This window comes from Andreprevotia sp. IGB-42, from assembly GCF_009848685.1.
Taxonomy (GTDB): domain Bacteria; phylum Pseudomonadota; class Gammaproteobacteria; order Burkholderiales; family Chitinibacteraceae; genus Andreprevotia.
The window spans coordinates 55,484-81,730 of sequence record NZ_WXTX01000002.1; the positions used below are offsets into that span (position 1 = coordinate 55,484).

The following is a 26,247-nucleotide window of genomic DNA, read 5'->3' on the forward strand; positions in this document are numbered from 1 at the left end:
TTAGTTATTGGATGCGTAAGCTGCGCTGTGGCAACTGCGCCTGCCCTGCCTCTTTATAGCGGTTTTATGAACACTTTAGAGCGCCGCTGATAGTTGTAGAGATGCTTCTTTTCAATCGGCAGCTCGTCCACTGTCGCCTGCGCGAAACCGCGCTCGACAAACCAGTGGCTGGTACGCGTGGTCAGCGCGAACAGCTTGCGCAAGCCCTGGCTGCGCGCCTGTTGCTCCACATGGCGCAACAACTGTGCGCCACGGTCTTCATCACGGTAATCCGGATCGACCACCAGGCAGGCCAGCTCAGCCATGCCGCTATCGGCAAACGGCTGGATCGCCACGCAGCCGATGATCTTGCCGTCGTGCTCCAGCACTGCATAACGGCTGATTTCACGCTCCAGTTGCTCACGGCCGCGCTTGACCAGCACGCCGGCATCCTCCAGCGGCTCGATCAGCGCCAGCATGCCACCCACATCGTCGATAGTAGCCTGCCGCAGCGCTTCGAGTGGCTCGCGCGAGATCATGGTGCCGATACCGTCGCGCGTGAACAACTCCATCAGCAGCGAGCCATCCATGTGATGCGTGATCAGGTGCGCCCGTGCCACGCCCTGGCGTACCGCACGGATCGCACACGGCACATACAGACGGATGTCTTCGTTCGCTTCCGGGTTGGCATCCAGGAAGGCCTGCGCCTCGTGCGCGGTCAATTCGGTCTGCAGGTCGCCGTTCTGGTCGATCACGCCATCGTGGCCGAACAGGAACAGCAGCTTGTCGGCCTTCAGCGCGATCGCCGCACTGGTGGCCACGTCTTCCAGCGTGATGTTGAACACCTCGCCGGTGGGCGAGTAACCGATGGTGGAAAGCAGCACCAGCTCGCCGTCATCCAGCCGGTAGTTGATCGCAGTAGTATCTACCTTGCGCACCTGGCCGGTGTATTGCAGATCGATACCGTCGACCACGCCCATCGGCTGCGCGGTGATGAAATTGCCGGCCGAGACACGGATATCCGCATTGGCCATCGGCGAATTGGCCAGCCCCATCGACAGCCACGATTCGATCTCCACCCGCACATGCCCTGCCGCCTGGATCACGCACTCCAGCGTGGACAGGTCCGTCAGCCGCACGCCCTTGTGATATTCGGGCACCAGCCCGCGTTCTGCCATGCGCGCATCGATCTGCGGGCGGGCACCGTGCACCACCACCAGCCGGACTCCCAGGCTGGTAAGCAGGTTGATGTCATGCGTGAGCGTGGCGAACTTGCCTTCCCGTACCACCTCGCCGCCGAGCGCGATGACGAAGGTCCGGCCGCGGAACGCGTGGATATACGGCGCGGCCTGGCGAAACCATTCAACAAAATCGGCGGTGTGCATCAGTACAGGACCCCATGAAGCGATGCCCGGAATGGGCAAATCACCTACAAGAATAACGGCGGAGGGCGACGTTGGGAACGCCTGTGTTTACTCCTACGCTGCAAGCAGACAAACCGGAGCAAAAACAGGAGGTCATAATGAAGAAATCTATTTGTCTTGCCAGCCTGGTTACGGCGCTTGCCATACCTGCGGCCCTGGCGGCAGAACAATCCACATCAGGCGGCCTTGCACCAGACCGGTTCGATGTGGCGGCAGGCAGTTTGCTGCGCCCGGACGGCGGGACCTCGCTGAGCAATGTGCAGTTGATTGCCGGCTGGGATTTACCGTGGCGCTGGTTCGAAAGCGACAACGGCGCGCTGGTCACCCGGCTGGATCTGGAGGCCGGCTATCTCAATACGCAGAATGGCGCGGTATGGAGCGGCACCATTGCGCCGGTGGCGCGGTACCAATGGAAAAGCGGCAGCCTCTGCGCGCCGTTCGTGGAAGCCAGCATCGGCGTGGCGTGGTTCTCCAACCAGCACTGGCGCGATGGCTACGGCTACGACATGGGATCACGCGCATTGTTTGCAGACCGGCTGGGTGCCGGCTGCAAAATGGGCAAGCAGGAAATCGGCATCCACGTCATGCATTACTCGAATGCAGAACTTGCCGACAAGAACCCCGGCGCCGATCTCGTCTACCTGCGTTACGGGTATGTATTCTGATCGGTACTCGGTTCTGTCCTTGCCTGCTCGGGTTACGGCAAGGCGAAAATGACAGACCGATTGGCCATCCTTCATGACCGCTGCCACCTGTATCCCGGCAGCGGCCGCCGGATTTTACTCTGCGATCTCGATGCGGCCACGGCCGCTGTGCTTGGCGCGGTACAGCGCTTCATCGGCACGCAGTACCAGCGCACGGCCATTTTCGTCGCCCTTGAGGGCGGCAATGCCGGTGGAGAAATTCACGTCGATGCGCTGGTTCTTGTGCAGGAACGGCGTACGGTGGGCGACGGTACGCAGCCGGTCGATCACGTATTTGGCGCCATGCACATCGGTTTCCGGCAGCAGCAGCAGGAATTCCTCGCCACCGTAACGCACCAGCAGGTCCGACTCGCGCAGCACGGCCTTGGCAAGGTTGGTCATGTGGATCAGCACCTGATCACCGGTCAGGTGGCCAAAGCGGTCGTTGATCTGCTTGAAATCATCCAGGTCGAACATCACCACCGCCAGCTTGGTGTCGTGGCGCTGCGCACGCTTGACCTCGGTAGCCAGCACGTGATCGAAGCCCTGGCGATTGAGCGCACCGGTCAGTGCATCCTGCTCCAGCATCTTGCGGTTGAAGGCAAGATCGGCCTCGATATGCTTGACCGCATCGCGGATAGAGCGCAGATCGTCGGTCGAGGTGGTGACGGTGGAATGGATGGTGGAGGTGGAATCGATCAGCTCGGTCAGCAGCGACTCCAGCGCCGAATGCGCCTCTTCCACGCTCATGCGGCGTGATTCGTGCGCCTCTCTGGCATCCTGCAGCGCGTCCAGGCTGCCGCTCATGCGTTCGCCGCCTTCGACCAGTGCCGTGACCAGCTCGGTGGTGGTCTCATGCGCATCGCTCACCGCATCATCGAGCTTGATCAGTATCTGCCAGGCGTTCTGCAGCTCGGCGCTGTTTTTGTTCTCGGGCGATTTGATCGTGACGATGGCGTTGTAGAATTGGGCATAGTTTTCCGGCGTGGGCGGCAAGCCACGCTCGGAAAGGCGTTTGAGCGCAATCCGTGCTATTTCGACCGGGTTGACCGGCTGCGTCGTCGACATGATCTGATAAAGGTTCGCTGATTCGGAAACCGGCCGATTCTACGCAAGCCGCCGACATTCGCCAACTGTTGCCCTTTGATTACAAGCCATTCATCCATCAGCGTTTTTTAGGCCTTCCATGCATATCCATATTCTCGGCATCTGCGGCACTTTCATGGGCGGCCTTGCCGCATTGGCACGCGAGGCCGGCCATACCGTGACCGGCTGCGATGCCGGCGTGTATCCGCCCATGTCCACCCAGCTTGAAGCGCTGGGCATTTCCCTGATCGAAGGCTGGGGACTCGAGCAACTGGCGCTCGGCCCCGACCTCTTCGTCGTCGGCAACGTGATGAAGCGCGGTAACCCGCTGATGGAGGAAATCCTCAACCGCGGCTTGCGGTATACCAGCGGGCCGGAATGGCTGCGCGACCACATCCTGGCAGATAAATGGGTGCTGGCGGTGGCCGGCACGCACGGCAAGACCACCACTTCGGCCATGCTGGCGTGGGTGCTGGAAGATGCAGGCCTTGCGCCCGGCTTCCTGGTGGGCGGGGTGCCGGAAAACTTCGGCATCTCGGCACGCCTGCCGGGCAGGCCGCCGCAAGACCCTGCGTCGATATCGCCGTTCTTCGTGATCGAGGCCGATGAATACGACACGGCGTTTTTCGACAAGCGCAGCAAGTTCGTCCATTACCGGCCGCGCACCGCTATCCTCAACAATCTGGAATTCGACCACGCCGACATCTTCAACGATCTGGCGGCAATCGAAACACAGTTTCATCACTTGGTGCGCACCGTACCGGGCCATGGCCTGCTGATCATCAACGGCCGTGAAGAAAGCATGAACCGCGTGCTGGCGCGGGGATGCTGGACCCCGTTCGAGCGCTTTGGCGTGGAAGGCGGCTGGTCGGTCGGCGCGCATTACAGCGATGGCTTCGACGTGCTGTACAAGGGCGAGCCGCAGGGCCGGCTGCAATGGGACTTGCTGGGTGAACACAATGCGCTCAATGCACTGGCGGCAATTGCCGCCGCACGCAGCATCGGCGTAACGCCGGCAATGTCGATTGCCGCGCTGGCGCATTTCAGGAACGTGAAGCGCCGGATGGAAATCAAGGGCGTGGCTGGCGGCGTAACCGTGTACGACGATTTTGCCCATCACCCCACAGCCATTGCCACCACAGTAGCCGGCTTGCGCAAGAAGGTGGGCAAGGCGCGCATCCTGGCGGTACTGGAACCCCGCTCCAACACCATGAAGCTGGGCACGATGAAAGAAGCGCTGCCCGGCTCGCTCAAGGAGGCCGATCTGGTGTTCTGCTATGGCGCCAACCTGGGCTGGAACCCGGCGGAAGCGCTGGCACCGCTGGGTGACAAGGCGCAAAGCTTCGACGACCTGGATGCGCTGGTCAGCAGCGTGGCTGCCGCTGCGCAAAGCGGCGACCAGATCCTGGTGATGAGCAACGGCGGCTTCGGCGGCGTGCACGGCAAGCTGCTGGCGGCACTGGAAAAGTAACCACCACGCAACAGGCAGTCATTTCAACGTAAGCTTTTTTGACTTGCAGCAGCGGCAGTTCAACAATCGGGGGCCACACCATACACAGGCGCAATGACGTCTGGGATCAAGGACTTGAGATGAAATGCCGCGTTACTTCACTGCTGCTGGCCGCATGGCTGGCATGCAGTGCCCTGCCCGCACGGGCCACCGATGCAATCCAGACCGCCTACGATGCCGCCGCCAAGGCTGCGCAGCGCGGCCCGGCGGATGTCAAACTGATCGATCAGGCGGTATTGAAGCTGCCGCAAGGCTATGCGTTCGTGCCCAAGGCAGAGGCCAGCAAGCTGCTCGATGCCATGGGCAACAGCCCCGCGGACACGCTGCTGGGCATGATCATGCCGGTCAGCGACAACAGCAACTGGTTCATCGATGTGAGCTTCGAGAAATCCGGCTACATCAAGGACGATGACGCTAAGGCATGGAATGCCGATGACCTGCTGACCAGCCTGAAAGACGGCACCGAAGAGAGCAACAAGGTACGCAAGGAGCGCGGTATCCCTGAGTTCGAAGTGGTGGGCTGGGTGGAAAAACCCGATTACCAGCCGGGTACGCACCGGCTGGTGTGGTCGATCAATGGGCAGGACAAGGGTGCAGCCGCCAATCAGGAGCAGACGGTGAACTACAACACCTACGCACTGGGCCGCGATGGCTATATCAGCATGAACCTGGTCACCGGCATGAGCACGGTGGAGCAGGAAAAACCACAGGCCAAGGCGCTGCTGGCGGCGCTCGACTTCAACGCGGGCAAGCGCTACCAGGACTTCGACGCCAGTAACGACAAGATCGCCGAATACGGGCTGGCCGCGCTGGTGGCCGGCGTGGGCGCCAAGAAGCTGGGGCTGCTGGCCATCATCGGCGCGTTCCTTCTCAAATCTTTCAAACTGGTGATCGTGGCGGCCCTCGGCGGCTTTGCGGTCATCCGCAAGTTCTTCGGCGGCAAGGCCAAGGAACAGCCGGTGGAGCAAACTGCCAGCACACCGGGCGACCAGACCTGATCACGGCCAGTGCAGTGGTCAGCAGACGGAAGGCCGCCACCCGGGCGGCCTTTTTCATCGGACGGCGCTATAACGACAGCATCGCCCCCACCGCCTGCCTCCCATGCTCAGCGATCAACTCCTGCAACGCCTGCGTAGCCGCGTAGCGCTGCTGCAGCACTTCTCGGAAGATGAGGTCCGCGATTTCCTCGCGCATTGCGAGGCGCAGTACTGGGCTGCCAGCCAGCGCGTGATTGCCGAAGGTGAGCCCGGCAGCAGCCTGTATATCGTAGTGGCGGGCCAACTGGCGGTTTTGCATGCCACGCGGCAACAACCCATCCTGCTGGCGGAACTGGATGCCGGCGATACCTTCGGCGAGCTGGCGCTGCTGGATGGTCACGAACGCTCCGCCCATGTCGATACGCTGACCGAAGTACGGCTGCTGCAGTTCGACCGCGCGCAACTTCGGCATATCCCGGCGCTGCAGACCAAGCTGTATCACAACCTGGCAGTGATGCTGGCCGAGCGGCTGCGTGAAACCAATGCGCTGGTCAGCATGCTGGCCACCGGCATGCCGCACACCGCGCATACCGGCGCGGCACGGCAGATCATGCAAACCGGTCGCTGATCACCACCAGACCGGTTCCGGCTCCAGCACCACGCCGAACTGCGCGGCCACGTCCACCTGCACTGCTGCAGTCAGCTCTGCCACGTCGTGGCGTACCGCACCGCCATGGTTGACCAGCACCAGCGCCTGCCTGGCATACATGCCCACCGGGCCCAGCTGCTTGCCTTTCCAGCCCGTCTGCTCGATCAGCCAGCCGGCAGCCAGCTTGCACAGGCCGGCACCGGCCGGATACGACACCAGCTGCGGATGTTCGGCCAGCAATGCATCGCGCACGGTCTCCGGCACGATGGGGTTCTTGAAAAAGCTGCCGGCATTGCCGATCTGCGCCGGATCGGGCAGCTTGCGCTGGCGTACCGCGATCACCGCCCGCGCCACGCCCTGCGGCGTGCGCGGCAGGCCCAGGCTGGCGAGTTCGCCATCGATATCGCCGTAGCTGGTGACCAGCGTGGGCCGCCTGGGCAGGCGGAATACCACTTCGGCAATCAGCCAGCGGCCTGCCTCTGCCCGCTTGAAGACGCTGTCGCGGTAGGCAAAACCACAATCGGCATTGGAAAAAACCCGCTTGCGGCCGTCATCCAGTGAATAGGCCGTCAGCTCGAACAAATGATCTTTCACTTCGACGCCGTACGCGCCGATGTTCTGGATCGGCGCAGCACCGACGGTACCGGGGATCAGCGACAGGTTTTCCAGCCCGCCCCAGCCCTGCTGCAGCGTCCACTGCACGAACTGGTGCCAGTTCTCGCCCCCGCCTGCTGCCACGTAGACCGCGTGTTCGTCCTCGCCGATCAGGCGGCGGCCGGGGATTTCCACCCTGAGCGTCAGCCCGTCCACCACCTCGGGCAATACCAGATTGCTGCCACCGCCCAGCACATGCCATGGCTGGGTGCGCAGCGATGCATCGGCCAGCAGCGCCTGCAGGTCATCAACGCTGGTAATGCGGGTGAATTGCGCGGCATGTGCAGTCAGGCCCAGCGTGTTGAGCATGGTCAGTGCGACATCGGTATGGATGGCAGTATGGATGGCGGGCATGGCAGGGCCGGTGATGGCAGGTGCGGAATTATCTCCCGTGCTGCCCCGGACACAAAGGCGCCGGCATAAAAAAACCGGAACGGTTGCCCGTTCCGGCTCAAATCAGGCCGCGGCGTCGTCTGGCACCCGGTGAGGGCCGGCGACGCTCGGATGGATGGCCCTAAATCACTTGATGTTGCTGATCAATGCCTGGCACTCGGCCGCAGTGACGTTCTCGCCGCACGTGGCGATCTGGTCTTGCGGCTTGCCATCGGCGGTGTCGGTCAGCAGCTTGTTGCCCAGCACGTGGTTGACCGCGTTGAGGTTGTAGCCGTTGTCCTGCTCCACTTGCCAGAAGAACACGCCGCCCAGTTGCTTGTCTTTTGCGTACTGGGTTTTCAGCGCTGCGGTACGCGGTGTTTCCGTGGTGATGAACGACCAGCCAGCCGGGCCGATCGGGTTTACCAGGTAATCCGCATTGCTGAGCTTGTCGGTGTACAGGTGATAGCCATTGCGCGGTTTCAGGTCACGATCCAGATAGTTCTGGTACAGATCGTAGCCTTCGACCACACCCGCTTCCCACGAGCCCACGCCGGCAATGCCGGTGATGAAGGCGGTACCGGTCCAGCCGGCATCGCCAAACGTGGTATCACCCTTCAGGCCATTGGTGTACTCCTTGATGTCGCCCGGCAGGATGGCTTTGGCGCGGTGGTAGTTGGCCACGCCGATCATCATCTTGTTGAACGGCACACCGTACTGGCTGTTCAGGTACTCGATGGTCCAGCTTGCCGATACGCCGGTGGATGAGCCATTGGCGTTGGGGTTGGTGTACAGCGGCGTGTGATGGCTGATGTTACGCTCCCATGCCCCGGTCAGGTCATAGGTCATCACGTACAGGCGATCGAGATACTTGTTGATTTCACGCCAGTCCAGCTTGTCGAGCGGGCCCTTGGTGGCCGGTATGGCCGACGACAGGCGATACTTCTTGCCGGTCTTGACCGTCAGCCAGTCCATGCCTGCACGCAGATCCTTCAACAGCTGCAGATAGTTCTGCGGATCATCCGGGCGGGCCATGCCGTCGACTGCACCATCGGTGGCCGGGTATTCCCAGTCGATGTCGATGCCGTCGAAGTCGTAGCGCTGCAGGAAGCTGACGATGGAATCAACGAAAGCCTTGCGGCGCGTTGCATCGGATGCCATCCACGGGAAGCCTTCGGACAATGTCCAGCCACCGACCGACAGATCCAGATGCAGGTTCGGGTTGGCCTTGCGATGGTTGTACAGCACGCCGAATACGCCGGCGACATCATCCTTGCCGATGTCGTACATGCTTTCCGCACCGCTGATCTTGGCCGTTTGCCCGCCGTTGAGATTGCGCAGGAACGCAGCTTCGAAGTCGGCCATGGCCATTGCACCATCCGGCAGCTTGGATTGCTTGCAGGTACGCAGTACCGCAGCCGGCGCGGTGGTCGGGAAGCCCGGGGCCTGGGTGTTCTTGGCGGCCGGGTAGCAGATACCCGCAAACCCATATACCAGACGGTCCAGGTTCTTCACCGGCAGCTTGCTGAAGTCGAACTGGCGGCCATAGATCGCCCAGTCGCCCAGATAAGCCACGCGTTCCTGGCCGGCGGCCGGCTCGTACACGTTGTGCTGCAACGGCAGGCTGCCTGGCGGCAACTTGGCGACGCGGCCACCGGTATCCGAATCGAAGCCGGGGTGGTTGCCGCCCGGGTCGGTAGCCGGGTTGATGCCGCCGCGGGTACCGGTCAGCGTGGATGCGGTATTGGAAATACGCGTGGTGGAAAGCTTGCCCGCAGCCAGCACTTTGCCGGAATTGGGGTTGCCGGCCACCGGCTGCGGCGTACCGTAGTTGATGTTGTTCGGCACGGTAACCGGGCACAGCTCGGTATCGGGCACGCCGACCAGCTTCCACTGGTTGGTGTATACGGTGCTGTCCGGCGGAATCGCGTAGGTATCAACCAGCGCCTGGTAGGCCTTGCCGCTGTAGCCGGCAATGGCGCCCTTGGCGTAGATCTTGGTAGCCAGGTAATCCGGCGCGCAGAAGTGTGCGCTCGGCAGCGGGGTCGGGGTGGGCCCGGGTGGACCGCTAGGCACCGGTGTCGGCGTGCCGCATGGGCCGCCAGGCAACCACAGCGCCGGTACATTGGCCGGATCCCAGCCCACTTGTGCGGTGTGTGCTGCACGTGCGGTATACGACAGGCCGTTGTAGCTCACGTTCAGGCCCACGGTCACTGCCAGTCCAGGCGCCCAGGCCACGCAGCCGGTCACCGGGGTCGGTGTGACGACAGGTGGTGTCGGCGTGACCGGTGGCGTACTCGGGGTAGGCGTGACCGGACGTGGCGTTGCCGTCACGATGGGGGTGGGAGTGACCGGGCGCGGGGTGGTGGTGACGATCGGCGTAGGCGTGACCGGGCGTGGCGTAGCGGTCACGATCGGGGTGGGGGTAGGCGTTACTGGGCGCGGGGTTGCCGTCACTGCCGGGGTCGGTGTGGTGGAGGGCGTTGCACCCAGGTCCTGCCAAAGCGTGGGCGTAGCGGCGGGGTTCCAGCCGGCACCCGCGTAGGCAGTATGGGTAACCAGTGCCTTGTAGTCGTGGCCGTTGTAGCTGACGACGGTACCGGAACTATAGGTACTGCCTTCTTGCCAGGCAGGTGCGGCATACACAGCCGCAGCCGCCAGGAGCGAGAGCAGAAGCCCCGCCCAGCGTTTTTTTCGAATCATCTCTTCCATTCCTTCTTCTTATGAACCCAGATGAACGCTGCCGTATGCTCGACAGCGCGCTTGCTCGCCAACGGCCGGTCGGGTGCCGATCGCTGAATCCGCCTCCAGCCGGAAAACACCATGGGCAAACTGGGCCATCGTAGATAAATGCAGAATGGTGTCAATGTGTTTCAAATGAACACAATCCTTTGATTTTCAAAGGTTTTAATTTAAAAATATTAACGAATATTGATATTTGGTAAGCTGGAAAATCAAACTACATACCCATCTGCCGGGCAGGGGCTTGCGATTACGCCTGCAAGCGCCGTCATGCGCCCGCTTTGCCGCTTTATGGCAATAAACGCCGCTTTTAATTACGAATATCTTACGATCAAAAATCAGGTGTTCCCCTACCGTGCAGGCAATCCAGCTGCCAGCCGGCCATGCCGCGGTGTTGCATTTGCCCAACGCCCACGCCCTCCCTGAGCGGCATGCAGCGCGCGGCGAACGGACAGTCCATGAAAAAGGCCACCCCGCAAGGTGGCCTTGAAGAACCGCGTTGATCCGCTTAGTTCGGGTATTGATTCAGATAAGCCTTGTGGCCCTTGGCGAACGAGTAGTTGCTGCTCTTGTCCCAGTTCACCGACCAGGTCATCACACCGCGGAAGTCCGGGTAGGCGGCGCTTGGCTTGTAGCCGGCGCAGTTGCTGCCCTTCATCAGGCAATCGAGCGCTTGCTGTACGCCAGCGTTGGACAGATAGCCACCCGACGGTGCTGCACCGCTGGTTGCCGGCAGGCCCAGGCTGAGCTGATCCGGGCGCAGTGCCGGGAACGGCTTGCTCGGATCGCGGTTCACGTTGAAGCCCTTGAGCATCATGTCGGTCAACGCGACAGCGAAATCAACCGTGCCCTGGTTGTAGTTCTTCTCGTCCGTCGCGGTGATGCCGCCGGTGTTGTAGAGCTGAACGTGCAGGATGGTCAGTTCATTGCGCAGGCCGTAGATGATCGGCAGGTAAGCGCCCCAGATGCCGCCATTCACGCCATAGCCACCCTGTACATACGCCACTTCCGGCGCCATCGTGATCATGAAGTTGGCACCGAAGCGTGCTTTCAGCGCCTTGGTGGCTGCGATCAGGTTGACGATCTGCGGGGTGGTCGGGTTGCGGTAGTCTTCACCGGCGGCCATCGACAGGTTGTTTTCGATATCGATGTCGATACCGTCAAAGCCATACTTGGCAATGATGTCGCCCATGGTCTTGATGAAGATGTCACGTGCGGCAGTATTGCCCAGCACGATCACGCCATTGGCGCCGCCCAGCGAGATCTGCACTTTCTTGCCGGCAGCCTGCTTGGCCTTGATGTCGGCAATGAAGTCGGCTTCGTTGAATGCCTTGTCGAGCACGAATGCAGCGGTACCGGCAGGTGCGAACGGATCGCCTTCGGCGAACGACACGTTGATGATGTCGTATTCGGCCGGTACGTCCTTCAGGCGCATCGTGCCGGTGCCGTTGTCGAAGTTGTGCCAGTAGCCTTCAACCACATGTTTGGGCAGGCCGGTGACCGGAACGCTGGTCACAGGCACCGTGGTCGGTGTCGGCGTAACGCCCGGCAGCGGCGTCGGGGTGACAGCCGGTACCGGCGTTGCGGTCGGCTTCGGTGTGGCGGTAACGATCGGGGTTGGCGTGGCCGGGCCCGGGGTCGGTGTCGGGCCACAAACACCCAGGTCGTTCCACGGCTTGCCGTCGCCGGTGTTGGCGGACGGGGTATCGCCGCTGGTCCACCATTTGGCGGAATAGGTACGGCCGTTGTAGCTCACTTGCGCACCGCCGTTATAGGCAGTCGTGCTGGACCAAGCGGCAGCGGTACAACCGCCGGCCGGTGTGGTCGGTGTCACGGTCGGCACCGGGGTGCTGGTGGGCTTGGGTGTGGCGGTCGGCGCGGTGGTCGGCTTCGGTGTGGCTGTCGGGCCGGATGTCGGCACGGCGGTCGGAGCCTTGGTCGGCACAGGGGTGGCAGTCGGCGCGCTGGTCGGCGTTGTGCCGGTATCCACGCCCAGATCTTGCCACAGTGTCGGGGTAGAGGCCGGGTTCCAGCCTGCGCCAGCATAGGCGGTATGGGTAACCAGTGCCTTGTAATCATGGCCGTTGTACAACACCACGGTACCTGCACTGTAGGTCGAACCTTCGGCCCAAGTCGGGTAGGCTGCGTTTGCGGCAATCGAACCTGCGAGCAAAACGGCAGCAAGCATACCCGTCATACGCGCGGAGGCGCGTTTACGATTTTGCATGATCATCCTCCATCAGGATTTGTCAGCCGGCGCCGTTGCCACGACCCCCGCCCATTTAGGCCCGGGATCGGCGTCCCGGTGCGCATTGCCGCGTGCCACAACACCTGCTCTGGCACGGACAACGCTGTAATCTTAAAGCTTTCATGTAGTAAATCCAGCCCTGCTACGAAAAAGTTCATACGGCTGTGATGTATTTGTCACTTCGTAAAGTTAAGCAAACATCCAGCAAAAACAACGTAGGCATGCGGTAAGCAATCGCATGAAAAAACCGGGGCATAAGCCCCGGTTTTCTTTACTGCCTGCAAGCGGAAAAGCAGTTACGGCAGCGTCTTCAGCGCGGCAGCAGCCGGCTTGGAGAAGTTGTAACCGTCGTGCTTGTCCCAGTTGATCGACCAGGTCATCACGCCGCGGTAATCCGGGTACGCCTTGGACGGCTTGATCGAGCCGCAACCCTGCAGCTTGGTCAGGCAGTTGAGCGAATCGGCCACCACTTGCGCGGTCACAAAGCCACGACCCGCAGACTGGTTGCCGGACGGCACACCGAATGCCACCTGGTCAGGACGCAGACCCTTGAACTCCCAACCCGTACCGTAGTTGACCTTGAAACCTTCGATCAACATCAGGCTGCCACCGACCAGGGCATCAACGGTACCTTCGTTCACCATGGCACCATTGGTGTAAGTGAAGCCGCCGTTGTTGTAGTACTGCACGTGCAGCACGCTCAGATCATCACGCAGGCCGTCGATGATCGGCAGATAGGCACCCCAGATGCTGCCATAGGAGATATAGCCACCCTGTACATACGGATGCTCGGGCGCCATCGACAGGTAGAAGCTCGGGCCGATCTTGGCTTTAAGCTGCTTCACGCCGGTGATCAGGTTGTTGATGATCGGTGCGCCGCTGGAAACGCCACTGCCACTTTCCAGATCAAGGTCGATACCGTCGAAGCCATACTTGGTCAGGATGCCGTACAGGCTATTGACGAAGTTGGTCACGTCGGACGCGGTGTTCAGCGTGATCGAACCATCCTGACCACCCAGCGACAACACGACCTTCTTGCCCTTGGCACGCTTGGCGGCAACATCGGCGATGAACTGCGCTTCGCTACCGGCATGGCTGTCGAGGTTGAAGGCGACATTACCGTTGCCGGCATTGTCTGCAAACGCGATCACGATCACGTCCCAATCATCGGAAACCTGCGCGACCGGGAAGGTATCGCCAGCCGGATTGGTGAAGTTGTGCCAGTAGCCTACCAGCGCGTGCTTGGGCAGCGTGCCCGGCACAACGGTCGGCGGCACCGAAGTCGGAGTCGGCGTGATGACCGGCTTGGTCGTCGGTGTCGGCGTATTGGTGACAACCGGAGTCGGCGTGACCGGCTTGGTAGTCGGCGTCGGTGTATTGGTGATGATCGGTGTCGGTGTTACCGGGCGGGTAGTCGGGGTCGGGGAAACCGAGCCGCCATTGCAAACGCCCACGTCATTCCAAGGTTTGCCGTCACCGGTGCTGGAAGACGGCACGTCACCACTGGTCCACCATTTGGCAGAATAGGTGTGGCCGTTGTAGCTGACCTGTGCGCCGCCATTATAGGCAGTGCTGCTGGACCATGCCGGCGCGGTGCAACCACCGGCTGGCGGCGTGGTCGGCGTAGCACTAGGCTGCGGGACAATGGTGACCGCTGCGGTGGGCGTTACCGGAGTCGATGTCGGTGTCGGGACGGCGGTCACCGGCGTGCCGGCAACCACTTGCCACAAGGTCGGGGTGGAGGCAGGATTCCAGCCAGCGCCCACGTAGGCGGTATGGCTGACCAGTGCCTTGTAGTCAACATTGTTGTAAGTCACGACAGTGCCGGCCGTATAGGTGGCACCTTCTGCCCACTGCGGTGCAGCGTGGGCGGCCATGATGCCGCCTGCCATCACTGCGGCAGCAATAACGCGCGTCAGAAGCGACGGGCGATGCTTACGATCTTGCATTTTGGGTACTCCTCCATCATTGGTGATAAGCCGCCGCCAATGGCGGCGGCCATGTCATGCAGGGCTGGATTCCCGCATGGAATGGGCGGGGTGGTGTTCCACCCTCACCCTCACTGCATGCTGCAGATCATGCGGGTGCGATCAGAATGCACCAAAAATCTTGCTGAAATCCCATTGCTGTTGACTGATGCCACTGCACTGCCAGTTTGCCGCAGTACTGCCCGGGCAGTTGCCGTTGTCACGCCCCAGCGACCAGAAAGCCAGACGTGCCATGCCCTTCTGCTTGGCAAAATCGCGGACGATCTTTGCATCATTCAGCGTGAACACTTCGGTCGGATTGTCGTTCTGGCCAATCATGGCCGTTGCAGACAGCATCGCCCAGTACTGTGCATCGGTCTTGCCTGGCCACAGTGCCTTGATCTGGCTGAATACATTCTGCAATGCCAGCACCGAACGGTCACCCATCTGGTTGCCCGATACACCATCGTAGTAGTCCATGATCATCGGGTTGATGACATTGACCTCGACACCGGCGTTCTTGGCCGACTGCAGCACGTAGAGGTTCTCCGCGTCGAACCCCGGGCTAGGATGCACGCCCAGCGTGAACGAAATGTACACAGTCTTGCCCTTGGCCTTGAAGCGATCCTGCAGGATCTTCAATGCGGCATTGCGGCGATCGACGATGGTGGCATCCAGGTTATTCTGGCTGTCGCCATGCTCCGGGTCCAGATCGAGATGATCGGCGCCAAAACGCTCCAGCACGTTTTCATAGATGGTGGCGATGGATGCGGCATCGGTACAGCTGCGCGCGATATCGCTGGCATTCCAGCCGCCAGACGAAATGATCACGTTGCCGCCCAGAGCACGTAGCGATGCGGCCTGGCTGATCAGATTGGATTCACTACCCGGCCAGCCGCCGTTGCAGCCACCTGCCGAGTTGAAGAACGCCAGCGAGACGAAGCGCCCACCGGTGCTCTGTGCCCAGCCCGGCAGATCCACATTGCCGCTCACATCGATATACGGCGCGAAACGGTAGCCGGTAACCGGCGCTGTCGTGGGAGTGGGGGTCGGCGTGATGGACGGGTTGGTGGTCGGCGTGATCACCGGGGTCACGATCGGCGTCGGGGACGGGCCGGAACCATCGCAAGGGCCGGCATCGGTCCACGGCTTGCCATCGCCGGTATTGGACGACGGCGTGTCACCACTGGTCCACCATTTGGCGGTGTATTTGCGGCCGTTGTAGCTCACCTGCGCGCCGCCGTTATAGGCGGTGGTGCTACTCCACACGGCAATGGTGCAGGTGCCGGTAACCGGGGTCGGGCTGGCGGTGATGACAGGCGTCGGCGTCGTGGTCGGTGTGGGTGTGACCGGTTTGGGCGTGACGGTGACTGTCGGGGTCGGGGTAACCGGTTTGGGTGTCGCGGTGACCGTCGGGGTCGGGGTAGGCGGCTGCGGCGTCGGTGTTGCACCGGTGCTCACGCCCAGATCCTGCCACAGCGTGGGGGTGGAGGCCGGGTTCCAGTTGGTACCCGCGTAAGCGGTATGGGTAACGATGGCTTTGTAATCGTGGCCGTTGTAGCTGACAACGACGCCAACCGTGTAGGTGCTGCCTTCCTGCCATGCGGGCGCGGCGTGCGCGGCCATCACGGCGCCGGCCATGGCAATGGCGAGCAGCCAGCCACTCAGGCGATTCCTGCGTACTTGCATGTTTGACTCCTTTGCGGCGGCCCGCACCACGGTCGATGCAGGGCCGCCTGGACAGGGCGGTTTTCAAGGCTGGATGCGGCAGACCCTGGAGGGCCTGCGGCACTGCGCTACGGCTTATTGGCCGAAGTAAGCGCGATAGCTCTTGGAAAACTCGAAGTTGTTGTACTTGTCCCAGTTGATCGACCAAGTCATCAGACCGCCCAGACCCGGATAGGTTTTGGCTGGCTTGTAGGTACCACAATTGCTGCCCTTCATCAGGCAATCGAGCGCCTTGGTCATTTCAGCCGGGCCGACAAACCCGCCGCCGGCATTCACGTTGGCCGGGATACCGATCACCACCTGATCCGGGCGCAGTGCCGGGAACTGGAAGCTGCTGCCGGAGATCTTGAAACCGGACAGTGTCATATCGGTCATCGCCACGTGGAAATCGGCATTGCCCATCGAGTGGTAGGTGTTGTCGAGACCAGTAACCGGGCCCGAGTTGTAGTCCTGCACCTGCAACCAGTTCAGATCGTTGCGCAGCGCGTAGATCACCGGCAGGTAGGCACCGGCACGTGTATCGCAACCGGCGCAGTTGCCGCCGTAGAACTGGTAGCCCAACTGTACGAAGAACGTTTCGGGTGCCATGGTCAGCATGAAGTTGGCGCCGTACTTGGCCTTCAGCGTCTTCAGTGCGGAGATCAGGTTGACGATCACGGGCGATGTGGGGTTGGCCACATCGTTGTCTCCGGCATTGAGCTGCAGCGAATGACCTTCGAAGTCCACGTCCAGACCGTTCAAGCCGTACTTGTCGACAATCGCCGAAACCGAGCTGACGAATGCGTCACGTGCTGCGGCGCTTTCCAGACGAACCTGGCCGTTGGCGCCACCGATGGAGATCAGCACCTTCTTGCCCTTGGCCTGCTTGGCCTTGATGGCGGCGATGAAATCGGCTTCGGATTCAACGTTCGGGCACTCGGTCGACGGGCAGAGCTTGAATGCAACCTGGCCGCTGGTCGACGAAGTCGGCTCGGCGAACGACAGATTGATCACATCCCAGTCATCCGAGATATCCGCCATGCGGATATAGCCGGAGCCATTGGCAAAGCTGGCATGCAGATACCCCACCAGCAGCTTGCGACCCGGGTTCGGCGTCGGCGTGACCGGTGTCGGCGTCACGGTGACGATCGGTGTCGGCGTCACGATGGAGCCGGTGACCTGCACGGTTTTCGCTGCGCCATTGCCGCACTTGGCGAAATTGGCGTTGCATACCTTGACGAAGTAAGTATGCGTGCCCTTGCTGACGTTGGTCAGCTTGCCGGATGTACTGTAGTAGGCCTTGTTGTTGACGAAATCGTCACCAATCGTATAAGGACCGGTACCGCTCAGTACCACGAGCGAACCTTCCATGACAAACCAGTTGACCGGTGCGCCGAGTTCAGCGGAATCAATGGTCCAGGTCACGCTGACAGACGATGCCGGGCCTTCGGTGAAGGTGGAGGTGATATTGGCCGGCACGCCAGCGGGCGGCTGGAACGGAACCGAAGACGGTGTAGGCGAGATGGTCGGAGTCGGGGTGCTGGTCGGTGTCGGGGTGACCGAAACGCCGCAAGGGCCGGTATCCGTCCACGGTTTGCCATCGCCGGTATTGGCAGAAGGGATATCGCCGCTGGTCCACCATTTGGCGGAATACTTGCGGCCGTTGTAGCTGACCTGCGCGCCACCGTTATAGGCGGTGGTGGTGCTCCAAGCAGCAACACTACAGCTGCCCACTACCGGCGTCGGTGTGCTGGTGACAACCGGCGTTGGCGTATTGGTAACGGCAGGCGTCGGCGTAGCCGGCTTGCTGGTCGGTGTCGGCGTGGCGGTCGGGCCAGGCGTCGGCGTGGTGCCGCTGGTTACACCCAGGTCTTGCCACAGCGTCGGTGTGGAAGCGGGATTCCAGCCTGCGCCGGTATAAGCGGTGTGGCTGACCAGTGCCTTGTAATCGTGGCCGTTGTAACTGACCACTACACCGGCGGAATAGGTATTGCCTTCCTGCCAGGCAGGGGCGGCGAATGCGGCAACGACGCTACCGGCCATGAACATAGCCGTCAGCAGCCGCGTGATGCGCGAGCTTTTCATTGAACTCTCTCCAATCCTTATAATTTGAATGGCCAGTCTGAAACCGGCCGATATACAGCGGTACAGCAAACGGCGCGCAGGCGGAAACGCACGCATATCCGGGCAGAAAAACAGCCCGGTCAAGCGCATACCACCGGCAATGCCGGTACGACCGTATTCAAAAGTCTTCTTTGTTGGTATGAAAGGGGCGGTTTGCTTAGCCGCACGATGGGCAGGCTTTGCGCCTGTCCAGCCTTTCGTCAACGCATGGGGTCACCAGTGCGTCCGCAGCGCGAAGCCTTTGTAGCGTCGCTTTCAATGCCTATTCTGGCCTGCAGGTTGATATTGCGACTGGATCACGCCAAATGTCAAAAATATTTCCCATTGATTTAATTGAGAAAATTCTAATTTATTGGTTTAATGATCGATTATGACAAAACCACTTGCGATAGCAGGGCCAGTCATTTAAAACCAGCACATAGACGCTTGAATTTGCAGGGCGTGCTGCAGCTTCCGATCCGGGCGATCAGTCAGCGCAACAATCGTCCAGTCGAAATCAGGACAAAAAAATAGCCGGGCGCAAGCCCGGCCATCAAGATGATGAAGAAGGAGAACCAACGACATAAGGCTGGGTAGTCCACACCCCGCCGAGCCAGTCAGCTCTTGTCGAAATACCACGACAGCAAACTAGTGCTTTCGCGCGACACCCCGACAATACAGGCTTGTGGTGTCGGCTTGAATGTCAGAATATGACGTCAACTTGTTCGAATCGCTCAATGACCACTCCATTTCACGAATACTTCGAAGTCTCGCCAACTACCGTCCAGCAAAGCGTTGGTGCACGGGTGTTTTACAAGCCCTATTTGCGTGCACTCAATGACTATGACGTGATGCTCACTGGCATTACCGATGCGCACGACAGTTTTCATGTCGAGCGCACCGGCGCGCCGTTTCATGTGGTGCTGTTCGCGCTGGATGGCAGCGGCGAGATCACCGACGGAGAAGCACACCAGCCATTGCCGGCCGGCCACGTTGCCATTCTGCCCGCAGGTCGCCGTGGTGGCTTCCAGCTCACCGGCTCCAGCTGGCGGCTGGTGTGGTTCCTGCTGAACGACAGCCCGCGCTGGAGTGCCCTGCAGATCGAGGCGCCACAGGTACGTCCGGCGCGCAGCCCCGCCAGCCTGTACCCGGCAGTGGCCACGCTGTGCGAAGAGGCATGGCTATCGGAATTCGATCAATCACTGGCCACCCCTGCACTCACGCTGGTGATGCAACTACTGCAGCGCGAACTCAATACCGAACCGCAAACCAGTGATGTAGCTTTGCGGCTGCAACGCCTGTTTGGTCCGGTGTTGCTGTACCCCGCCCGCCCTTGGCGTGTAGATGCATTGGCTGCCGAATTTGGCGTCAGCGTTGCGCATTTCCAGCGCCTGTGCGTGCGCTACCTTGGTGCATCGCCACAGCAGATGCTGCTGTCACACCGGATGAACCGGGCCATGGAAATGCTGCAGGCCGGCATGGGCAGTGTGGGGGAAGTAGCCACCGCCACCGGCTACGAGGAAATCGCCAGCTTCTCCCGCCGCTTCACGCAGCATTTCGGCATGGCGCCCAGCATCGTGCTGCGCCGGCGCGGCCAGCTCAATCCGCCATAAACGGCTGGCGCGGCTGCAGCTCACTCCACCGCAGTGCGATGCCGGCCATTCCAGCACACCGTGCGCAAGCGATGGTCTCGATTACCCGGTCATGTTACTCCCCCACCCTGGCGGAAACCCTGACCGTGCTCTGCGCCCCAAGCTAACGCTAACACTGTGAGCTTGCGCAACACGGCGATCAATCGCCAGCAGGTCGTTGAGCCGCAGCAGAGCAACGACACAGATCTGTGTTCACGACATACTCCGGCAAGCAACAGACCCGGGATGAGCCACCGGCAGCACCAGGCGGATGCCAAAGCCGCCATGGCCCGCGCACGCCCCAGACAGGGCGGCACGACCCAAGCAGCCGTTAGTCATCATCGCAACCGCTGGCAGCAGTCTGCCCCACTCCGGCCCGGCCACAATGACTGAAGAGATGCCAGGCATTTCCTGCAGCCAAAGAAAAAGCCCTCCCGTTTCCGGGAGGGCTTCAATCAACTACTGTTTATTGCTTTGTCTTGCTACCGATTACTGGCGAACTGCACTCATCGCGTTCATCAGGGTACCGGTCGAATCATCGCCATCGAGCGACCAGCTGAACAGACCTGCCAGACCATTTGTCTTCACGTATGCAGACTTGGTGGCGATGTTGTCAGTGGTGTCGTAGGACCAGAAGGTCGAGCCGTCAAACTTCCACGATTGCTTGGTGGTTGCATTGGTATACACGGTACCCGCTGCGTTCTTCAGCACCTTGTAGTCCTCGATGCCAGCTTCGTAGGTACCGGTCGCTGCCTTCGCTGCCTTCTGGTACAGACCGTTGTTGGCATTCGTCACGCCAGTCCAGCCACGACCGTAGAACGGGATACCGACGACAATCTTGGAGGCCGGTGCACCACCTGCGACGAGGTTCTTGATCGCACGGTCGATGTTGTACTCGGCACCCAGACCTGGCAGACCAGTCTTGGGATCGATATGGTTCGGGCTGTTCGGATCCGGATACAGATGCGAATGGAAGTCCGTCGGGCCTGTTGCTTCCCAACCGCCGTGGAAGTCATAGGACATCAGGTTGATCCAGTCCAGCGACTTGCTGTACTCGCCCGGTTCGGACATGTCGATCTTGTCCTTGCCAGCGCCGATCGCGACAGTCAGCGCGTACTTCTTGCCGGTGGTTGCAGTCACAGCGTCCAGTTGCTTGCGGAATTCTGCGAGCAGCAGGGTGTTGTTCTGCTTGTCAGCCGGCGAAACGGTGTTGTAGCCGAAGCCTTGAACGCCCGGGAATTCCCAGTCGATATCGATACCGTCAAATACGCCAGCCGCTGCACCGGTGCCGCCTGCGCCGTCATAAACCGGCAGGTTGCCCTTGATGTAGGTGTTGATGCACGACGAAACCAGCTGCTTGCGCAGTGCGTCGGTTTGCGAAGCTGCGGAGAACCACTTGGACCACGACCAGCCGCCCAGCGAGATGAACACCTTCAGGTTCGGGTTCAGTGCCTTCAGGCGCTTGATCTGACCGAAGTTGCCGCGCAGTGCGTCGTCCCACTTGTCGGCTACGCCGTTCACCGAACCGGCTGCATCGAAGGACTTGCTGTAGTCGGCAAACGGATCGCCACCATCGCCGTTACCGGATTCGGTACGGTACTGGATGTCACATTCGTAGCCACCGTTCTTCTGGTAGACGTTACCGAACGCGTAGTTCAGGAAGGTCATCTTGGCAGCGGAACCGCTGGTCTGGATGTTCTTCACTTGATAGCCGCGACCGTAGATGCCCCACTGTGCGAAGTAGGAACCCACTTGACGACCGGTAACCGGCGGGATGGTCGGGCCAGTTGTCGGTACGACTGTCGGAGCGATTGTCGGTGCCACGGTCGGAGCGACGGTAGGTGCAACAGTCGGAGCCACGGTCGGCTTGACGGTCGGTGCTACTGTCGGGCCGGTTGTCGGTGCAACGGTAGGTGCAACTGTCGGAGCCACGGTCGGCTTGACGGTCGGTGCCACTGTCGGCGCAACGGTCGGTACGGTTGTGGAGCCACCGCATACGCCCAGATCGGTCCAGGGCTTGCCATCACCGGTGCTGGAGGACGGCACGTCGCCGCTGGTCCACCACTTGGCCTGGTAGTTGCGGCCGTTATAGGTAACTTGTGCGCCGCCGTTGTAGGCAGTGCCTGCAGCCCATACTTGATAGCAGCCAGCGGACGGAGCCGGTGTTGCTGTCGGAGCGGCAGTCGGTGCTACTGTCGGAGCGGTAGTCGGCTTGGCAGTCGGTGCAACTGTCGGAGCGACAGTCGGAACCGGAGTAGCAGGAGTACCAGTGCTGGCACCCAGATCGCCCCACAGTGTCGGGGTGGTGGACGGAGTCCAACCGGCGCCGACATAAGCGGTGTGGGTAACCAGTGCCTTGTAGTCATGACCACTGTAGCTGACGATGGTGCCAGCCGAGTAGGTATTGCCTTCTTGCCATGCCGGATATGCGGCAACAGCTTGAACTGCGATCAGCGCAGCGGGTACAGCAGCAAGCGCAAAACGATTGAAGTGCGACATAGAGCGTTCTCCATCCTTCTTTGTATTGGCGTTATTCACGCGCATCCACTGGTATTCACCCTAAAACCACGCTGTCATCTTTGTGAAAGCTTATGGGTTTTTTCGGGCCACCGGGCTATCTCCGAACCACAATTGGTCCGTGATGGTGTTCATTACTGCTGAGTGCGATTCCGATGTCAAGCCATATGATCGCTGCCGTTCGTCGGCCAACTGACGCTGCAGGTATCGCCAAGACTACCAACTACAAGTCGGCCCAAAACTGGCTTGGTGCACCACAACATTGGCGCACGATTCACGCCGCAAATCCCTTAAAACAATGGATTGCACCATGTTGCTACGCAACATTAACCGATGCTGTTGTACGTTCCTGTTACAGATTTTTGTAGTTTTTTTGTGAAAACTACACAAATATTTTTGAGAAATTTGCCGGGACTGCGGTATTTCTCACAAGTGCTCCGGCAGATGCGCCGCACATCCTTACGCCTTGCATACAAGCATAAAACACCCGAGTAAAAATCTGTAACATGCCCGGTTGCTGACAGCGATCCGTGTTACGCAAAAGAAACTGACAATTTCCCCGATCAGGTGGTATCAGTGGAAATCTGTATGCGGGCGAAATTTTGACGGCGGGTGGCAATACACTTGCATGCTTTCAGGGGCGATTACCCAGGTTCCAGCGTGCGCAGTACCATTTGGTCTGATCATTGGATAGCCCGATCAATACGCTGCCGAACTTGGACAGATAGCGCGGGTATGGGCCGGCCAGCGGTACGAATGCGTAGCCCAGTCGCTGTTCGATGTTCTTGCGTACCGTTTCGACCGGGCTGGGGATCAGCGCGCCGACCATCAGCGCGGTGGTATCGCGGGTGTTGACGAACACTTCGACAGCCGGGTTGCCGGCCAGCTCCGCATTCTGCGAATCGAACCAGTCCGCGCCACCCCAGGTACGCAGCGGCTCACCCAGATAGGTATGGAAGTAGTCACGCCAGTAATCAGGAGACCATTCCGACCTGCACGATAGCGCCGCCTCGACCTGATCGCTGAAATGGCTGGGGATTTTCGCTGCATACGCAGCGGGCAGGAAAAACGCCGCCAGGAAGACGGAGCAACAGCAAATCCGTTTCATGGCGGCGTTATCCTCTGGTGCCCGATGCTGCACCCGCTGACTTATATAGAGATAGATCAGCCCGAGTTGCGCAGGCCGGCGGCAATCCCGTTGATGGTGAGGTGGACGGCGTGCGCCACTTCCTCGCTCTCGTCACCGGCACGCATGCGCTTGAGCAATTCAACCTGCAGATGGTTGAGCGGATCAAGGTAAGGCAGGCGGTTATCCAGACTGCGGGCCAGCGTCGGGTTATCGCCCAGCAGCGCCGGGTGATTGGTGATGGCCAGCACCGCATCCACAGCGCGCTGCCATTCTGCCTTGATACGGCCGAAAATGCGCTTGGCCAGATCCTGATCCTGCACCAGTTCGGTATAGCGTGCGGCAATCGCGATGTCCGACTTGGCCAGCACCATTTCCATGTTGGAGATGGTGACCTGGAAGAACGGCCAGCTCTGGTACAGCTGGCGCAGCGTAGCGAGGCCTTCATCGCCGGATTCGGCCAGGTATTCGCTGATTGCAGTGCCAAAACCATACCAGCCCGGCAACATCAAGCGGCACTGCGACCAGGAGAACACCCACGGGATGGCGCGCAGGTCGGCAATGCTGTTGGTGGCCTTGCGCGCAGCAGGACGAGAACCGATGTTCAGGTTGGGAATCTCGCCGATCGGCGTGGCTTCACGGAAATAGGTGACGAAATCCGGCGTGGCGTACACCAGATCACGGTAGGCCTGGTAAGCACGCAGCGACAGGCGCTCCAGCAGCGCGTGATGCGCGGCATCGTCGATCGCTACGGCGGCCTTGCCCGGCAAGCTCGCTTCCAGCGTGGCAGCCAGCAGGATTTCCAGATTGCGGCGGCCCACTTCGCGGTCGGCAAACTTGGCGGCAATCACTTCGCCCTGCTCGGTCACGCGGATCTGGCCGTTGACCGAACCGGCCGGTTGCGCCAGCACCGCATCGTATGCGGGGCCGCCACCGCGGCCAACGGTACCGCCGCGGCCGTGGAACAGGCGCATGGTGATGCCGGTTTCATCAAACACCTTCACCAGATCCTGCTCGGCCTTGTACAGCTCCCAGTTGGACGTGAGGTAACCGCCGTCCTTGTTGGAATCCGAGTAGCCCAGCATCACTTCCTGCACATTGGCACGGCCGTTGACGATCTGGCGCCATTGCGGAATGGCGAACAGCTCGGACATGATCTTGCTGGCGCCGCGCAAGTCGGGAATGGTTTCGAACAGCGGAATCACGTTGATCTTGGCCACCACCACCGGCGACAGCTGGATCAGGCCCACTTCGTTCATCAACACCGCCACTTCGAGGATGTCGGACACCGATTCGCAGTTGGAGATGATGTAGTTGGGCAGTACATCTTCGCCGTAGCGCGATTGCATCGCTTCGGCGGCGCGGTAGATGTCGATTTCCTTCTGCGTGAGTTCGGAATACTCGACATACGGACAGATCAGCGGACGCGGGCTGGCCAGTTCGCGCAGCAGCACGGTGCGGCGGCTGGCTTCGTTCAGCGCCAGGTAGTCTTCCAGGCCGGATTTCTCGAACAGCTCGGCGATCACCTTGTCGTGGATGCCGGAGTTCTGGCGCATGTCGATCGGCGCCAGGTAGAAACCGAATACGCTCACTGCACGCTGCAGACGGCGCAGACGGCCGCCGGCCAGCTTGGTGGCCCCGTGCGCTTTCAGCGAATTGGCCACGATGGCCAGATCGACCGCCAGTTCCTGGGCGCTGGTGTATGGCTCGGCGCGCGCCACGTCATGCAATGCATGATGGAAGGTACCGATCTGCGTAGCCGTGGCGAAAATGCGCGCACGGATTTGCGATACTGCCATGCGGTACGGCTCTTCACCCTTGCGGGCGCGGCTTTCGGCGGCGGAATCAGCCAGTTGCTGCAATGCTTGGTCCACCTGCACGATGCGTGCAGACATGGACAGCTCGTTCTCGAGCTTCTGGCATTGCTGGTAGTAATAGTCGAGCGCCACGCCGGATTGGCGCGACACCGCGTAACGCAGCACTTCGCCGGTCACGAACGGGTTGCCGTCGCGATCACCGCCGATCCAGCTGCCCACATGGATGAAGTTGCTCAGCTGCACGTCCTGGCCGGCTAGCTCGGTCAGCTTGTCTTCCAGGTCCACGTACAGGCGCGGCAGCTCGTGCAGGAAGGTATTGCGGAAATACGCGGAGCCGTTTTCGATCTCGTCCTGCACCGTCAGCTTGAAGGTACGGATTTCACGCGTTTGCCAAAGTGTCAGCAGCACGCGCTCCAGCGCTTCCTGGTTAGCTTTTTGCTCATCCGGCGTCATCGGCAGGCGATCACGCTCGGTCAGCAGCTCGGCCACCGCGCGGTGGCAATCGAGGATGGTCTTGCGCTTCACCTCGGTGGGGTGCGCGGTCAGCACCGGCGCGATCAGGGTATTGGCCAGCAGGTTGAGGATTTCGGACGGCTTGACTTCACGTTCGGACAGGCGGGCGATCACATCGCTGATGCTGCCGCGCTGCGGATCGGAGCCATTGATCTTGTGCGTGCGGCGGCGGCGGTTGTGATGCAGGTCTTCCGCGATATTGGAAAGGTGCGAGAAATAGCTGAATGCGCGCACCAGTGCCACGGCATTGGGCAGATCCAGTGACGATAGCGATTTCGCCAACTGCGCACCGGCAGCAGGGTCGGTACCCTCGACATAGCTGATGGCCAGATCACGGATGGCATTGATCTGATCGGCCGTGCTGGCGCCGGTTTGTTCGCGAATGGTGTCAGCGAGCACACGGGCGAGGAGGTCGAGATCACGCGCAAGCGGCAGATCTTTGTCGGCAATCGTTTCGAGTTGGGACATGGCGGCAGCTAATCTTAGGAACGTAAGTAGGCACGCCGCGCAAATCACCCGCTGTCGCAAGACGGGGTTTCCAC

16 protein-coding genes are annotated in these 26,247 nt (G+C 60.8%); 5 read left to right on the forward strand and 11 right to left on the reverse strand.

Annotated features, from left to right (window positions below):
* Positions 1-53: 53 nt before the first annotated feature.
* Positions 54-1,364 (reverse strand): amino-acid N-acetyltransferase, encoded by a 1,311-nt coding sequence (gene argA / locus IGB42_RS03015; protein WP_159666554.1) that lies wholly within the window; start codon positions 1,362-1,364, stop codon positions 54-56.
* Positions 1,365-1,501: 137 nt separating this feature from the next.
* Between argA and IGB42_RS03020 the strand changes: the two genes are divergently transcribed.
* Positions 1,502-2,068, forward strand: coding sequence for an acyloxyacyl hydrolase (locus tag IGB42_RS03020; protein WP_159666557.1), 567 nt, complete (start codon positions 1,502-1,504; stop codon positions 2,066-2,068).
* A gap of 114 nt (positions 2,069-2,182) precedes the next feature.
* Here IGB42_RS03020 and IGB42_RS03025 read toward each other — a convergent pair whose 3' ends face one another.
* Positions 2,183-3,154: a GGDEF domain-containing protein gene (locus IGB42_RS03025; protein ID WP_159666560.1), complete on the reverse strand. Its 972-nt coding sequence runs from the start codon at positions 3,152-3,154 to the stop codon at positions 2,183-2,185.
* Positions 3,155-3,272: 118 nt separating this feature from the next.
* Here IGB42_RS03025 and mpl point away from each other — a divergent pair, with 118 nt between their 5' ends.
* From mpl to IGB42_RS03040, 3 genes are all read left to right on the forward strand, one after another.
* Positions 3,273-4,643 (forward strand): UDP-N-acetylmuramate:L-alanyl-gamma-D-glutamyl-meso-diaminopimelate ligase, encoded by a 1,371-nt coding sequence (gene mpl / locus IGB42_RS03030; protein ID WP_159666563.1) that lies wholly within the window; start codon positions 3,273-3,275, stop codon positions 4,641-4,643.
* A 119-nt stretch (positions 4,644-4,762) separates the two neighbouring features.
* Positions 4,763-5,680 (forward strand): DUF2167 domain-containing protein, encoded by a 918-nt coding sequence (locus IGB42_RS03035; RefSeq protein ID WP_159666566.1) that lies wholly within the window; start codon positions 4,763-4,765, stop codon positions 5,678-5,680.
* 103 nt (positions 5,681-5,783) lie between these two features.
* Positions 5,784-6,287 carry a cyclic nucleotide-binding domain-containing protein gene (locus IGB42_RS03040; protein WP_159666569.1) on the forward strand — a complete coding sequence of 168 codons (504 nt, stop codon included), beginning with the start codon at positions 5,784-5,786 and terminating at the stop codon, positions 6,285-6,287.
* Here IGB42_RS03040 and murB read toward each other — a convergent pair whose 3' ends face one another.
* From murB to IGB42_RS22500, 6 genes are all read right to left on the reverse strand, one after another.
* Complete coding sequence (murB, locus tag IGB42_RS03045) at positions 6,288-7,316, reverse strand: UDP-N-acetylmuramate dehydrogenase (RefSeq protein ID WP_159666572.1); 1,029 nt, start codon at positions 7,314-7,316, stop codon at positions 6,288-6,290.
* Positions 7,317-7,481: 165 nt separating this feature from the next.
* The gene (locus IGB42_RS03050) at positions 7,482-10,046 is read right to left on the reverse strand and encodes a glycosyl hydrolase family 18 protein (RefSeq protein WP_159666575.1); all 2,565 of its coding nucleotides are present in this window, start codon (positions 10,044-10,046) and stop codon (positions 7,482-7,484) included.
* Positions 10,047-10,584: 538 nt separating this feature from the next.
* On the reverse strand, positions 10,585-12,303 hold the full coding sequence (locus tag IGB42_RS03055) for a chitinase (protein WP_236822481.1): 1,719 nt from the start codon (positions 12,301-12,303) through the stop codon (positions 10,585-10,587).
* Between the two features lie 317 nt (positions 12,304-12,620).
* A complete protein-coding gene (locus IGB42_RS03060) occupies positions 12,621-14,273 on the reverse strand; it encodes a chitinase (RefSeq protein ID WP_201799805.1) in 1,653 nt (550 codons plus the stop codon).
* Positions 14,274-14,414: 141 nt separating this feature from the next.
* Positions 14,415-15,980, reverse strand: coding sequence for a carbohydrate-binding protein (locus IGB42_RS03065; RefSeq protein WP_159666578.1), 1,566 nt, complete (start codon positions 15,978-15,980; stop codon positions 14,415-14,417).
* 114 nt (positions 15,981-16,094) lie between these two features.
* The gene (locus IGB42_RS22500) at positions 16,095-18,083 is read right to left on the reverse strand and encodes a carbohydrate-binding protein (protein WP_304505695.1); all 1,989 of its coding nucleotides are present in this window, start codon (positions 18,081-18,083) and stop codon (positions 16,095-16,097) included.
* A gap of 755 nt (positions 18,084-18,838) precedes the next feature.
* On the opposite strand from IGB42_RS22500, the gene IGB42_RS03075 reads away from it, so the two are divergent.
* Complete coding sequence (locus IGB42_RS03075) at positions 18,839-19,714, forward strand: helix-turn-helix transcriptional regulator (RefSeq protein ID WP_159666581.1); 876 nt, start codon at positions 18,839-18,841, stop codon at positions 19,712-19,714.
* A 507-nt stretch (positions 19,715-20,221) separates the two neighbouring features.
* Here the strand turns inward: IGB42_RS03075 and IGB42_RS03080 are convergent.
* The 3 genes from IGB42_RS03080 to ppc all read right to left on the reverse strand — a co-directional run bounded on the left by IGB42_RS03080 (position 20,222) and on the right by ppc (position 26,173).
* Positions 20,222-22,231 (reverse strand): glycosyl hydrolase family 18 protein, encoded by a 2,010-nt coding sequence (locus tag IGB42_RS03080; RefSeq protein WP_159666584.1) that lies wholly within the window; start codon positions 22,229-22,231, stop codon positions 20,222-20,224.
* A gap of 652 nt (positions 22,232-22,883) precedes the next feature.
* On the reverse strand, positions 22,884-23,357 hold the full coding sequence (locus tag IGB42_RS03085; RefSeq protein WP_159666587.1) for a hypothetical protein: 474 nt from the start codon (positions 23,355-23,357) through the stop codon (positions 22,884-22,886).
* Between the two features lie 56 nt (positions 23,358-23,413).
* Positions 23,414-26,173 carry a phosphoenolpyruvate carboxylase gene (gene ppc, locus IGB42_RS03090; RefSeq protein WP_159666590.1) on the reverse strand — a complete coding sequence of 920 codons (2,760 nt, stop codon included), beginning with the start codon at positions 26,171-26,173 and terminating at the stop codon, positions 23,414-23,416.
* Between the last annotated feature and the right edge of the window lie 74 nt (positions 26,174-26,247).